The 13,466-nt window shown below is 72.4% G+C and carries 9 protein-coding genes; 3 read left to right on the top strand and 6 right to left on the bottom strand.

All coding sequences use genetic code 11. The features are described 5' to 3' along the window. Positions 1 to 41: 41 nt before the first annotated feature. The gene (locus AQJ11_RS06605) at positions 42 to 1,682 is read right to left on the bottom strand and encodes an ABC-F family ATP-binding cassette domain-containing protein (protein ID WP_059262190.1); all 1,641 of its coding nucleotides are present in this window, start codon (positions 1,680 to 1,682) and stop codon (positions 42 to 44) included. 136 nt (positions 1,683 to 1,818) lie between these two features. Here AQJ11_RS06605 and AQJ11_RS06600 point away from each other — a divergent pair, with 136 nt between their 5' ends. Next, the gene (locus tag AQJ11_RS06600; protein ID WP_059262189.1) at positions 1,819 to 2,733 is read left to right on the top strand and encodes an FAD-dependent oxidoreductase; all 915 of its coding nucleotides are present in this window, start codon (positions 1,819 to 1,821) and stop codon (positions 2,731 to 2,733) included. An 83-nt stretch (positions 2,734 to 2,816) separates the two neighbouring features. Here AQJ11_RS06600 and AQJ11_RS06595 read toward each other — a convergent pair whose 3' ends face one another. Next, the gene (locus AQJ11_RS06595; protein WP_059262188.1) at positions 2,817 to 4,766 is read right to left on the bottom strand and encodes a Xaa-Pro dipeptidyl-peptidase; all 1,950 of its coding nucleotides are present in this window, start codon (positions 4,764 to 4,766) and stop codon (positions 2,817 to 2,819) included. 187 nt (positions 4,767 to 4,953) lie between these two features. On the opposite strand from AQJ11_RS06595, the gene AQJ11_RS06590 reads away from it, so the two are divergent. Continuing rightward, positions 4,954 to 6,441 carry a M1 family metallopeptidase gene (locus AQJ11_RS06590; RefSeq protein WP_059262187.1) on the top strand — a complete coding sequence of 496 codons (1,488 nt, stop codon included), beginning with the start codon at positions 4,954 to 4,956 and terminating at the stop codon, positions 6,439 to 6,441. 30 nt (positions 6,442 to 6,471) lie between these two features. Here the strand turns inward: AQJ11_RS06590 and AQJ11_RS06585 are convergent, their stop codons facing one another. After that, positions 6,472 to 7,389 carry an adenosine kinase gene (locus tag AQJ11_RS06585; protein ID WP_058082810.1) on the bottom strand — a complete coding sequence of 306 codons (918 nt, stop codon included), beginning with the start codon at positions 7,387 to 7,389 and terminating at the stop codon, positions 6,472 to 6,474. 139 nt (positions 7,390 to 7,528) lie between these two features. Further along, positions 7,529 to 8,995 (bottom strand): amino acid permease, encoded by a 1,467-nt coding sequence (locus AQJ11_RS06580; protein WP_059262186.1) that lies wholly within the window; start codon positions 8,993 to 8,995, stop codon positions 7,529 to 7,531. A gap of 221 nt (positions 8,996 to 9,216) precedes the next feature. Here AQJ11_RS06580 and AQJ11_RS06575 point away from each other — a divergent pair, with 221 nt between their 5' ends. Then, positions 9,217 to 9,981 carry a MerR family transcriptional regulator gene (locus AQJ11_RS06575; RefSeq protein WP_059262185.1) on the top strand — a complete coding sequence of 255 codons (765 nt, stop codon included), beginning with the start codon at positions 9,217 to 9,219 and terminating at the stop codon, positions 9,979 to 9,981. A gap of 6 nt (positions 9,982 to 9,987) precedes the next feature. On the opposite strand, the gene AQJ11_RS06570 is transcribed toward AQJ11_RS06575, so the two are convergent. Beyond that, on the bottom strand, positions 9,988 to 12,165 hold the full coding sequence (locus AQJ11_RS06570; protein ID WP_059262184.1) for a 3-hydroxyacyl-CoA dehydrogenase NAD-binding domain-containing protein: 2,178 nt from the start codon (positions 12,163 to 12,165) through the stop codon (positions 9,988 to 9,990). A gap of 49 nt (positions 12,166 to 12,214) precedes the next feature. Beyond that, positions 12,215 to 13,429, bottom strand: a complete 1,215-nt coding sequence (locus AQJ11_RS06565) for an acetyl-CoA C-acetyltransferase (RefSeq protein ID WP_058082806.1) — start codon at positions 13,427 to 13,429, stop codon at positions 12,215 to 12,217. Positions 13,430 to 13,466: the final 37 nt, after the last annotated feature.

The raw sequence follows: 13,466 nt of genomic DNA, 5'->3' as shown, positions 1-13,466 counted from the left end.
GTCCGCGCTCAGGGCGGACGACGGGAGTCTGACGGCGGGGCCTAGCGCTCCGTCACCTTCCCGTCGGCCACCTCCAGGCGGCGGGTCACCCGGACCGCGTCCAGCATGCGCCGGTCGTGGGTGACCAGCAGGAGGGTGCCCGGGTAGCCGTCGAGGGCCGACTCCAGCTGCTCGATGGCCGGCAGGTCGAGGTGGTTCGTCGGCTCGTCCAGGACGAGGAGGTTGACGCCCCGGCCCTGGAGCAGGGCGAGCGCGGCGCGGGTGCGTTCGCCCGGGGAGAGGGTGGCGGCCGGGCGCAGCACGTGGCCGGCCTTCAGGCCGAACTTGGCCAGGAGGGTGCGGACCTCCGCCGGTTCGGTGTCGGGGACGGCGGCGCAGAACGCGTCGAGCAGGGTCTCGGGGCCGTGGAACAGCCCACGGGCCTGGTCGACCTCGCCGACCAGGACCCCGGAGCCGAGGGCCGCGTGCCCGGAGTCGAGCGGGACGCGGCCCAGCAGCGCGCCGAGCAGCGTGGACTTCCCGGATCCGTTGGCCCCCGTCACCGCGATCCGGTCCCCCCAGTCGATCTGCAACGAGACCGGGCCGAAGGTGAAGCCGCCGCGCCGGACCTCGGCGTCCCGCAGCGTCGCCACCACCGCGCCCGAGCGCGGCGCGGACGCGATCTCCATCCGCAGCTCCCACTCCTTGCGCGGCTCCTCCACCACGTCCAGGCGCTCGATCATGCGCTGGGTCTGCCGGGCCTTGGCGGCCTGCTTCTCGCTGGCCTCGCTGCGGAACTTGCGGCCGATCTTGTCGTTGTCGTTGCCGGCCTTGCGGCGGGCGTTCTTCACGCCCTTGTCCATCCAGGCGCGCTGCATCTGGGCGCGGTCCTGCAACGCCGCCTTCTTGTCGGCGTACTCCTCGTACTCCTCGCGGGCGTGCCGGCGGGCCACCTCCCGCTCCTCCAGGTAGGCCGCGTAACCGCCGCCGTAGAGGTTGATCTGCCGCTGGGCGAGGTCGAGTTCGAGCACCTTGGTGACCGTGCGGGTGAGGAACTCGCGGTCGTGGCTGACGACGACCGTGCCCGCGCGCAGTCCGGTGACGAACCGTTCCAGACGCTCCAGGCCGTCGAGGTCGAGGTCGTTGGTGGGCTCGTCCAGGAGGAAGACGTCGTAGCGGGACAGCAGCAGGGAGGCGAGGCCGGCGCGGGCCGCCTGGCCGCCGGAGAGGGCGGTCATCGGCTGGTCCAGGTCCACGGCGAGGCCGAGGGAGTCGGCGACCTCCTCCGCGCGCTCCTCCAGGTCGGCGCCGCCCAGGCCGAGCCAGCGCTCCAGGGCGGCGGCGTAGGCGTCGTCGGCGCCGGGCGCGCCGTCGACCAGCGCCTGGGTGGCCTCGTCCATGGCGCGCTGGGCCTCGGCGACCGCGGTGCGGCGGGCCAGGAACTCCCGGACGGTCTCGCCCGGCCGGCGCTCCGGTTCCTGCGGCAGGTGGCCGACGGTCGCGGCCGGCGGGGACAGCCGCAGTTCGCCCTGCTCGGGCGGGGTGAGTCCGGCGAGCATCCGCAGCAGGGTCGACTTCCCCGCGCCGTTGGCACCGACCAGCCCGATCACGTCGCCGGGCGCGACGACCAGGTCGAGCCCGGAGAACAGGGAGCGGTCGCCATGTCCGGCGGCGAGGTTCTTGGCAACGAGGGTGGCAGTCATCAGGACGCCGATCCTAGTGGCGGTGCGCGCGCGTCCCCGCCAGGTTTTCCGCCGGTCACCGGGGCGGACCCCGGGCTGACGGGGCCGGCCGCGCAGGACCTATCGTCCTGACGTGGACAGTGAGCCGAGTGACGAAGTGATCGTGGTCGGGAGCGGGATCGCCGGGCTGACGACGGCCGTGCTGCTGGCCGAGTCGGGCCGGCGCGTGCGGGTGTGGGCGCGGGAGCCGGCCGAGCGGACGACCTCGGCGGTCGCCGGCGGTCTGTGGTGGCCGTACCGCATCGAACCTGAGCCGCTGGTGGGCGCGTGGGCGCTGGAATCCCTGACGGTGTACGAGGAACTGGCGGACCGGCCGGAGGAGACGGGGGTGCGTCTGGTCGACGGGGTGCACCACGGGGCCCGGCTGGACGAGCTGGGCCCGTGGGCGGGCCGGGTGCCGGGGCTGCGGGCGGTGGCCGAGGGGCTGGCGGCGCGGCTGCCGGTGATCGACATGCCGGTGCATCTGGCCTGGCTGCGGCAGCGCCTGGCGGAGGCGGGGGGCACGGTGGAGGTCCGCGAGGTGACCGACCTGGCCGCCGTGCCCGCCCCCGTGGTGGTCAACTGCACGGGGCTCGGGGCCCGCTCCCTGGTGCCGGACCCGGCGGTGCGGCCGGTGCGCGGGCAACTGGTGGTGGTGGAGAACCCGGGCGTCACGAGCTGGTTCACCTCGGTCGACCACGCCTCGGCCGCGTCCGCCTACTTCATCCCGCAGCCGGGCCGGCTGCTCCTGGGCGGCACGGCCGAGGAGGACGACTGGTCCCTGGCGCCGGACCCGGCCACGGCCGAGGCGATCGTCGCCCGCTGCGCGGCCGTCCGGCCGGAGCTCGCCGGCGCACGGGTCCTCGCGCACCGGGTGGGACTGCGGCCGGCCCGGGAGTCGGTACGGCTGGAGCGGCAGCCCCTCCCGGACGGCCGCGTCCTGGTGCACAACTACGGCCACGGCGGCGCCGGCGTCACGGTGGCGTGGGGCTGCGCGAGGGAGGCGGCCGGGTTGGCGTACCGGACCGCCTGACCTGTCAGCCCCCGGCCCGCGATGGCCCGCGGCCGGACCCGACGGCCAGGCGCCCCGGACCCGTGCCGCAGTGGCGTGGGACGTCAGCCCACCGGAACGTGCCGCACGGTACCCGGTGCCCCGACGCCGTCCAGCGCCCTCGGCGCGGGCGCCCCGGCGCTGCCGGAGGTGGCCCGGGCGAACGCCCCCGCGCCGCCCACCAACGGCACCGTCGCCGTCGTGCGGGACAGGTCCACGGTGAGCGTCGGCCGGCTGGACGGAGGGTCGATGAGGTCCTTGTCCGTCCCGGCGATGATCAGGGCCAGCCGGTGCCCCGCGGGGACGACGTGGTCGGTGGCCGCGAGGTCCAGGGTGATGGTGTACGCCCTGCCCGGCGTCAGCGGCACGCCCCGGGCCGGCCAGGCGTAGTGGCCGAGGTCGGCCCAGCCCCGGCTGACCACGGTGTAGTCGACGGGGGCCGTCTTCGCCGCGGTCTCCTTGAAGCAGGCGCTGTCCCCGGCCGTGCTCCCGCCCCAGCAACTGCGCTCGGCGAGGGTGGTGATGCCCTCGGCGCGGTCGGCGTAGTCGCGGATGGTGTCCGGGCCGACGTCGACCAGCACGGCGGACAGATGGGCGGAGCCGGTCGTCGGGGTCGCGGTGACCGTGACCGTGGAGGAGCCGGACAGGCGCAGGTCCCGGGTGAGCGGCGCCGTGAGGAAGCCGGCCTTCTCGGGTGTGGCCGTGGTGAGGTGCGCGGCCCAGTCGGTCTCGCTCAGCGCCGGGTCGTCCGTGAAGCTCTCGGTGCCGGTGCCCGGACGCGGGCCGAGGGTGCCGACGCCGGCCTGGTCGCCGGCGGCCGGGTGCAGGACGGCGGCGCGGGTGCCGCGCGGGGGCCAGGCGGCTGAGGTGACCCACTGGTCGGGGTGGCGTTCGATGTCGGCCATCGGCTCGCGGTCGATGCCGTTGTCGTAGCCGAGGAGTTCGTGGTCGAACCAGCGGTGCAGGGTGTCGACCCAGGCGCCGCGCCGGTAGTCGAAGGGGTCGACGTGCCCGGTCTGGGAGAGCCAGATCTTGCGCTCCACACCGTGCCGGGCGAGGGCGTCCCACCACTGGCCGAAGTGCTTGGTGCGGACGTTGAGGTCCTGCATGCCGTGCACCAGGAACACGCTGGCGCGCACCTTCGCCGCGTCCTTGACGTAGTCCCGCTCGGTCCACAGCGGGGTCCAGTCGCCGCTGCGCGGGCTGCCGTCGGCGAGCTTTCGCTGCACGGCCGCGCAGTGGGCCTGCGCGTCGGCGCTCTCGACGTAGCCGGCCAGTTCGTCGGGGCCGCCCTCGTAGAGCGGGGCGCCCTGCGCGAAGTAGTAGTCGTACCAGGAGGAGATCGCGCTGATCGGGACGATCGTCCGCAGGCCCTTGACGCCGGTGGCGGCGACGCCGTTGGCGATGGTGCCGTCCCAGCTCTTGCCGATCATGCCGGTTCTGCCGTTGGTCCAGCCGGCCGTCACCGGGGTGCCGCCCGTACGGCTGGTGTAGGCCCGGGCACGGCCGTTCAGCCAGTCGACCACGGCCTTCGCGGACAGGATGTCGGACCGGCCGCCGACGTCGACGCAGCCGTCGGAGCGGTTGGTGCCGGCGAGGTCGACGCCGACGAAGGCGTAACCGCGGGGCACGAAGTAGTTGTCGTAGAACAGCGGCATCTGCACGACGCGGCCCTGGGCGTCGTACGTCTTGCGCTGGCTCTCGTTGCCGCGCCCGCAGCAGGAGTAGTAGGGGCTGGCGTCCATGACGACGGGCACCTTGCGGCCCTCCCGGGCGGGTTCGGCGGGCCGGACGATGTCGGCGGCGACGCGGTCGGTCCGTCCGTCGCCGTCCTCGTCGAGTCCGGTGTCCACCCACACGGACTCGTGCACGGCGTCGGCGTAGGAGTAGACGGGTCTGCTCTCCTGCGGCCCGGCGGCCCGGGCGGCGGCCGGGGTGAGGAAGGCGGCGGTCAGGGCGGCGACGGCAGCGGTGACGAGCGTTCTCCGGATCGTGGAGCGCGTGCGTTTCGGCATGCGCGGACGGTACCCCCGTCAACGCCCGTACAGAAGAAGGCCTTCCGGTGCGCGTGACGACTGAATGGCGATCGTGTGACAGAAGGGGCCATGGACAGGTCAGGGGCCACAGGGACTGAATAGGCTCCGAGGAGATCTCCGAACAGATCTCCGAACGGACGCACCGTCCCTACGACTTGGAGCTGACGTGCACCGCAGAATCATCGCACCGGGCGCGCTCGCGGCGGCCTCCCTCCTGCTGGCGATCCCGGCATCGGCCGCGAGTTACTCCCCCGGCGCACCGGGCATCGGCGACCCCTACTACCCGTACTACGGCAACGGCGGCTACGACGTCTCGCACTACGACCTGAGGCTCCAGTACCAGCCGAAGACGGACGAGTTGCAGGGCACGGCGACGATCCTGGCGAAGACCACCCAGGACCTGTCCAGCTTCGACCTGGACTTCCTGCTGGACGTGAGCGAGGTGCGGGTCAACGGCGCCAAGGCGTCCTTCGCTACGTCCGGCCAGCACGAACTGGTCGTCACCCCCAGGACCCCGCTGGCCAAGGGCACCGCGATCACGGTCGTGGTCCGCTACAGCGGGGTGCCGTCGACGAAGAGCGCCTACGGCTTCTCCACCTGGCACCGCACGCCGGACGGCGCGGTGGCCGCCGACGAGCCCGAGGCCGCCTGGTGGTGGTTCCCGAGCAACGACCACCCGAGCGACAAGGCCACCTACGACGTGTCGGTGGCCGTGCCGGACGGCACCCAGGCCATCTCCAACGGCACGCTCCAGTCGACCAGTTCGAAGCTGGGCTGGACCCGCTACAACTGGCGGCAGAACAAGCCGCAGGCGACCTATCTGACCACGCTCGCGCTCGGCCGGTTCGACATCACCACCAGCACCTCCGACGGCGGCGTGCCCGTCGTCAACGCCTACAGCAAGGACCTCGGCGACAACGACGGGGCCGCTCGGGCCAGCGTGGAGCGCACCGGTGAGATCGTGGACTGGCTGAGCGGCTACTTCGGGCCGTATCCGTTCGGTTCGGCGGGCGGCTACGTGCCGAACACCACCACCGGCTACGCGCTGGAGACCCAGACCCGCGTCTACTACAGCCCGCGTCAGTTCGCGAACGGCTCCAACACCTCGGTGGTCGTGCACGAGCTGGCCCACCAGTGGTACGGCGACGACGTGTCGGTCAAGGGCTGGAAGGACATCTGGATCAACGAGGGCTTCGCCCGGTACGCGCAGTGGCTGTGGTCCGAGCACGAGGGCGAGGGCACCGCGCAGGAACTCGCCGACTACGTCTACGCCTCGCACCCGGCCGACGACGCCTTCTGGACGGTGAAGCCCGGCGACCCGGGTCCGGACGAGCAGTTCGGCGCCGCCGTCTACGACCGGGGCGCCCTCGCCATCCAGGCGCTGCGCAACGAGATCGGTGACGACGCGTTCTTCGCGATCCTGAAGGGCTGGCCGAAGGAGCACGCCTACGGCAACGCCTCGGTCGCCGACTTCCAGAAGTACGCCGAGCGGGTGTCCGGCAAGCCGCTGGCCGCGCTGTTCGACACCTGGCTGTTCCAGCCGGAGAAGCCGGCGTCGCCGGCGGTGCGGGGCCTGGCGAAGACGGGTACGGCGGTGGAGCGGCCGAAGTCCTGGAAGAAGATCGAGGCGACGAACTCCGTCCACGGGCACTGAGCCGGGCCCGCGCCCCGGCACCCCGGTGCCTCAGCGGCCCGGTTCCGACGCCTCTCGCAGCAGCTCGTCCCGGCCTATCGCGTCCGCGCGGGTGGCCGGGACGGTGCACGCGTAGGCGCCCGCGACCGCGCCGTACCGGGCGCATCGCCGAGGTGGCTCGCCGCTCAGCCGGCCGTAGAGGAACGCGGCGGCGAAGGCGTCGCCCGCGCCGTTGGAGTCCACCACCGGCGCGGGCGGGGTCACCGCCGGTATCCGGGTCAGCTCGCCGTCGGCCAGCAGCAGGGCGCCCTCCGCTCCGGCGGTGGCGACGACGGTCCCGGCCCGCCCGCGCTCGGCGATGCGCCGCATGGTCCGCTCGGGGTGGGACAGGTTCGCGGCCGACAGGAAGACGACGTCGGCCGCGAGCGCGAAGGGCTCGTGGTACGGGTTCTCGCCGTCCCAGTCGTGCAGGTCGGTGGAGAGCGGCAGGCCCGTCTCGCGCAGGACCGGCAGGGCGTGGGCGCAGGGCTGGGTGATGGTCACGTGCACATGCCGGCTCGCGGCGGCCAGCGCGCGCAGACGGGCCTCGGGGAAGCGGTCGTCGGGGTGGGCGCGGCTGGTGTCGTACAGGGACAGCCGGCGGCCGTCCGGGCCGACGAGATTGACCGCGCGCTTGGTGCCGGCCGGCTGGGGCAGGGCGGTGAGGGCGATGCCGTGCTCGCGGTGCAGGGCGCGCACGAGGTCGCCCTCGGGGTCGTCGCCGAGCAGGTCGAGGTGGTGGGTGCGCAGTCCGAGCCTGGCCAGTCCCAGGGCGACGAAGTCGCCGGTGTGGCCCGCGCGGGTGCGGATCCCCGAGTCGATCATGTAGCTGTCGGCGTACGGCAGGGGGAGCTCGGGGACCGGGATGATCGTGTCCACACCGGCCCCGCCCAGCACCAGCACGTCCGTCGTGTCCGTTCGCCCGGTCATCCCGCGTCCTCCCCCTCCGCGCGCCCCCTCCGGGAGGGCCCCGGGACGCCCCCGACGGTTCGGTGGCGCCGCACCGGAGCCGCGTGATCTCCGGTACGACGCCACCGTACGCGACGCCACTGACAGTGGCGCCGGACCGCTACTTCGACAGCTCGGTCAGCTCCTGGCCGGTGCTGTCCGCCACCCGGCGGCGGACGCCGAACCAGCCGGCGACCAGCATGACGGCGATCACCGGGAGGAGGAGCAGGGTCTTGCGGCCGACCTCGGCGTCGTTCCACATCATGCCGAGGCAGACCAGCAGGAACACCACGGTGGCGATCTCCGTGACCGGGCTGAACCTCAGCTGGAAGTGCGGACGGGTCACCAGGCCCGCGCGGGCGCGGCGGACGAAGACCAGGTGGCAGATCATGATGATCACCCAGGTGCTGATGATGCCGAGCGAGGCGACGTTGAGCACGATCTCGAAGGCCTGGCTGGGCACCAGGTAGTTCAGGCCGACACCGAGCACGCAGACCGCACAGGTCAGCAGGATGCCGCCGTAGGGCACCTGGCTGCGGTTCATGCGGGCCGTGAACTTCGGCGCCGAGCCGGCCGTGGCCATCGAGCGCAGGATGCGGCCGGTGGAGTACAGGCCGGAGTTGAGCGAGGACATGGCGGCGGTCAGCACGACCAGGTTCATCACGTCGCCGGCCGCCGGGACGCCGATCTTGGACAGCACGGTCACGAACGGGCTCTGGTCGGCGGAGTACACCGAGCCGGGCAGCAGCAGGGCGAGGAGCACGACCGAGCCGACGTAGAACAGACCCACACGCCACATGATCGAGTTCACCGCGCGCGGGACCACCTTCTCCGGCTCGGCGGTCTCGCCGGCGGCCACGCCGACCAGTTCCAGGGCGGCGTACGCGAAGATCACGCCCTGCATGACCAGGACCACCGGCATCAGGCCGTGCGGGAGGACACCGCCGTGGTCGGTGATGACCCCGAGGCCCGGCTTGCTGCCGCCGACGTCGTGCTGGGTCGCCAGCAGGAAGACGCCGATCAGCATGAAGCCCACGAGGGTGGCGACCTTGATGATCGCGAACCAGAACTCCATCTCGCCGAAGATCTTCACCGAGATCAGGTTCACGGCGAGGACGACCGCGAGGGCGATCAGCGCCAGCACCCACTGCGGGATGGACGTGAACATGCTCCAGTAGTGCGTGTAGAGCGCGATCGCGGTGATGTCGGCGATGCCGGTGGTCGACCAGTTCAGGAAGTACATCCAGCCGGCGACATAGGCGCCCTTCTCGCCGAGGAACTCGCGCGCGTACGACACGAAGGAGCCGGAGGAGGGCCGGTACAGGACCAGCTCGCCCAGGGCCCGGACGACGAAGAACGCGAAGACGCCGCAGACCAGGTAGGCCAGGGCGAGTGCCGGGCCCGCGTTGTGCAGGCGTCCGCCGGCGCCCAGGAAGAGGCCGGTGCCGATGGCGCCGCCGATGGCGATCATGTTGATGTGGCGGGCCTTGAGGTCCTTGCTGTAACCGGCGTCGCCCGCGTCCGCGGGCGTCCGGGCCACCTGGGGGTGGGTGGTGACCTGTGCCGGTTCCACGGCTTCCTTGCTCACGGGTGGGATCCACTTCCTGGTGCGCCCGGACCTCATGGGCCGGGGTTCGTGCAGGTCTCGGCCCGCACCACCCTCGTGCCGCGGTACAGACCAAGGCAGCAGTTTCCCAGGAGGACCGTCCGGCATGCGATGGTCCAGGTCACACAGCGGTTCTTCTCACACGGTCCTCACGGCCTCGCCCCGGGTTTCACACCATTGGTGAGACAGCGATACTGCTGCACATGACGACCGACGCCGGCGAGCCCACCCTGACGATCGACGAGCTGGCCGCGCGGGCGGGCGTCACGGTGCGCACGGTCCGCTTCTACGGCACCAAGGGGCTGCTGCCGCCGCCGGTCATCGGCCCGCGCCGGGTGGGCCACTACGGCCGGGAGCACCTGGCCCGGCTGGAGCTGATCGAGGAGATGCAGCACCAGGGCATGACCCTCGCGGCGATCGAACGGCATCTGCGGCAGCTGCCGGCCGACCTCGGTCCGCACGATCTGGCGATCCAGCGGGCGGTGGTCGCCTCCTGGGCGCCGGACACCGTCGAGACCGTGTCCCGCGCGGAGCTGGAGCGGCGGGCGGGGCGCCGGCTGGCCGGCGAGGACGTGGACCGGCTGGCCGCGATGAACGTCGTGACGCAGGACGGGGAGTCCTTCCGCGTGGACTGCGGTCTGCTGCGGCTCGCGGTGCGGCTCCTCGACGTACCGCTGTCGCAGGAGACCATCCTGGCCGCCCGGACCGTTCTGACCGACCACGCGCGTGCGGCGGCCCACGAGCTGTCGGACCTGCTGCGGGAGGCCGTCGCCGAACGCGACACACGGGACGTGAAGTCGCTGTCGGCCCATATGCACCCGCTCGTGGTGCAGGCGCTGCTCACCACCTTCCAGCGGTCGCTGAAGGAGGAGCTGCGCCAGTGGCTGGACGGCGCGGCGGACCGGGAGACCCCGTCCGGGGGCACGGCGGCCCCGGAAGCGGGGTCCCGGGGCACGCCGTCCGGCTGAGGCGCGTCAGCGGGCGTCGGTGAACGTCTCCCCGTTCCCGGCCTTCGCCACGAGCAGCGCGGGCGGGGCGAACCGCTCGCCGTACCGCTCGGCCAGCTCCCGCGCGCGGGCCACGAATCCGGGCAGGCCCCCTTCGTAACCGTTGATGTACTGGAGCACACCGCCGGTCCAGCCGGGGAAGCCGATGCCGAGGATCGAGCCGATGTTGGCGTCGGCGACGGAGGTCAGGACGCCCTCTTCGAGGAGGCGTACGGTGTCGAGCGCCTCGGCGAAGAGCATGCGCTCCTGCATGTCCCGGAACGGGATCTCGTACCCGGGCCTGGTGAAGTGCTCGCGCAGGCCCGGCCAGAGCCCGGCCCGCTTGCCGTCCTCGGTGTAGTCGTAGAAGCCGGCGCCGCCGCTGCGGCCGGTGCGGCCGAACTCGTCGACCATGCGGTCGATGACCGCCTCCGCCGGGTGCGCCGTCCAGGTGCCGCCGGCCTCCTCCACGGCCCGCTTGGTCTCGCCCCGGATCTTGCGCGGGAGGGTGAGGGTCAGCTCGTCCATGAGGGACAGCACCTTGGCCGGGTAGCCGGCCTGGGCGGCGGCCTGCTCCACGGAGGCGGGCTCGATGCCCTCGCCCACCATGGCGACGCCCTCGTTGATGAAGTGGCCGATCACCCGGGAGGTGAAGAAGCCGCGGGAGTCGTTGACGACGATCGGCGTCTTGTTGATCTGCCGGACCAGGTCGAAGGCGCGGGCGAGGGTCTCCTCACCGGTGCGCTCGCCCTTGATGATCTCGACCAGCGGCATCTTGTCGACCGGCGAGAAGAAGTGCAGTCCGATGAAGTCGCTCTGGCGCTGCACGCCCTCGGCGAGGGTGGTGATGGGCAGCGTGGAGGTGTTGGAGCACAGCAGCGCGTCGGGGGCGACGACGGCCTCGATCTCCTGGAACACCTTGTGCTTGAGGGCGGTGTCCTCGAACACGGCCTCGATGACCGCGTCACAGCCGGCGAGGTCGGCCACCTCGGCGGTGGGGGTGATCCGGGCGAGCAGCGCGTCCGCCTTCTCCTGGCTGGTGCGACCCTTGGCGACGGCCTTGGCGCACAGCTGCTCGGAGTAGCCCTTGCCCTTGACGGCCGCTTCCAGGGAGACGTCCTTGAGGACGACGTCGATGCCCGCGCGGGCGCATGCGTAGGCGATGCCGGCGCCCATCATGCCGGCGCCCAGGACGGCCACCCTGCGGACCTGGCGGGGCTCGACGCCCTGGGGGCGGTTGGCGCCGGAGTTGACCGCCTGGAGGTCGAAGAAGAACGCCTGGATCATGTTCTTCGAGGTCTGCCCGGCGGCCAGTTCCACGAAGTAGCGGGCCTCGATGACCTGGGCGGTCTCGAAGTCGACCTGGGAGCCCTCGACGGCGGCGGCGAGGATGTTGCGCGGTGCCGGGTAGGGGGCGCCGCCCGTCTGCTTGCGCAGGTTGGCCGGGAAGGCGGGCAGGTTGGCGGCGAACTTCGGGTTGGCCGGGGTGCCGCCGGGGATCCGGTAGCCCGGCGTGTCCCAGGGCTGCCGGGACTCGGGGTTCGCGTCGATGAAGGCCCGGGCCTTGGCGAGCAGTTCCTCGGGGGTGGCGGCGACCTCGTGGACGAGGCCGTTCTCCTGGGCGCGCCGCGCGTTGTACTGCCGGCCCTGGAGGAGCACCTTCAGCAGGGCGTCCGCGATGCCCAGCAGCCGGACGGTACGCACGACTCCGCCGCCGCCGGGGAGCAGGCCGAGGGTGACCTCGGGACAGCCGATCCTGGTGCCGGGGGTGTCCAGGGCGACCCGGTGGTGGCAGGCCAGGGCCAGTTCGTACCCGCCGCCGAGGGCCGCGCCGTTGATGGCGGCGACGACCGGCTTGCCGAGGGTCTCGATGCGGCGCAGGTCGCGCTTGATGGCGAGGCCGCCGTCGAACAGTTCCTGTGCGGTCTCGGGCGTGACCCGGATCAGGTCGCGCAGGTCGCCGCCCGCGAAGAAGGTCTTCTTCGCGGAGGTGAGGATGATGCCGCGGATGTTGTCCCGCTCCGCCTCCAGCCGGTCGGTGATCACGGCGAGGGAGTCGCGGAACGCCTGGTTCATGGTGTTCGCGGACTGGTTCGGGTCGTCCAGGACGAGGGTGACGACACCGGTGTCGTCCTGCTCCCAGCGGATGGTGGTGCTCTCGGTCATGACAGTCGTCTCCGTAGAAGTCTTCAGGGCGCTTGGTTCCGCGGGGAGTTCAGACGCGTTCGACGATGGTGGCGATGCCCATGCCGCCGCCGACGCAGAGGGTGGCGAGGCCGTAGCGCTTGTCCTGGCGCTCCAGTTCGTCGACGAGCGAGCCGAGGATCATGGCGCCGGTGGCGCCGAGCGGGTGGCCGAGGGCGATGGCTCCGCCGTTGACGTTGACCTTGTCCAGGGACAGGCCCATGTCCTTCACGAAGCGCAGCACGACCGCGGCGAACGCCTCGTTGATCTCGACCAGGTCGATGTCGTCGATGGTGAGGCCGGCCTTCGCCAGGGCCTTGCGGGTGGCGGGGGCGGGGCCGGTGAGCATGATGGTCGGCTCGGAACCGGAGACGGCCGCGGCGACGATCCGCGCGCGGGGGGTGAGGCCGTAGCGCTCGCCGACCTCCTGGGAGCCGATCGCGACGAGCGCGGCGCCGTCCACGATCCCGGAGGAGTTGCCGGCGTGGTGGACGTGGTCGATCTTCTCCACCCAGTGGTACTTCTGGAGGGCCACGGCGTCGAAGCCGCCCAGGTCGCCGATGTCCGCGAAGGAGGGCTTCAGCTTGGCCAGGGAGTCGGCGGTGGTGCCGGGGCGCATGTGCTCGTCGTGGTCGAGGACGACCAGGCCGGTGCGGTCCTTGACGGGGACCACGGACTTCTCGAAGCGGCCCTCCTTCCAGGCCGTGGCGGCGCGCTCCTGGGACAGGGCCGCGTACTCGTCGACGTCCCGGCGGGAGAATCCCTCGATGGTGGCGATGAGGTCGGCGCCGATGCCCTGCGGCACGAAGTTGACGGCGAGGTTGGTCATCGGGTCGTTGAACCAGGCGCCGCCGTCCGAGGCCATCGGGACCCGGGACATGGACTCGACACCACCGGCGAGGACCAAGTCCTCCCAGCCCGCGCGGACCTTCGCGGCGGCCAGGTTGACGGCCTCCAGGCCGGAGGCACAGAAGCGGTTCTCCTGGACGCCCGCGACCGTGTCGGGCAGCCCGGCGGCGAGGGCGGCGATCCGGGCGATGTCCGAGCCCTGGTCGCCGACGGGGCCGACGACACCGAGCACGATGTCGTCGATGGCGGCCGGGTCGAGGCCGGGGAAGCGGGCGCGGATCTCGTGGATGAGGCCGACGACCAGGTCGATGGGCTTCGTGCCGTGCAGGGCGCCGTTCGCCTTGCCGCGGCCGCGCGGGGTGCGGATCGCGTCGTACACGTACGCTTCGGTGCTCACTGGTGTGCCTTTCGGGAGGGTGGGCCGAGCGGGGTGG

Origin of the sequence: Streptomyces corchorusii, assembly GCF_001514055.1 — a bacterium.
Lineage (GTDB): Bacteria > Actinomycetota > Actinomycetes > Streptomycetales > Streptomycetaceae > Streptomyces > Streptomyces olivaceoviridis.
The sequence above is the reverse complement of the archived record's forward strand: the minus strand, read 5'-3'. Positions and strand labels throughout refer to the sequence as shown.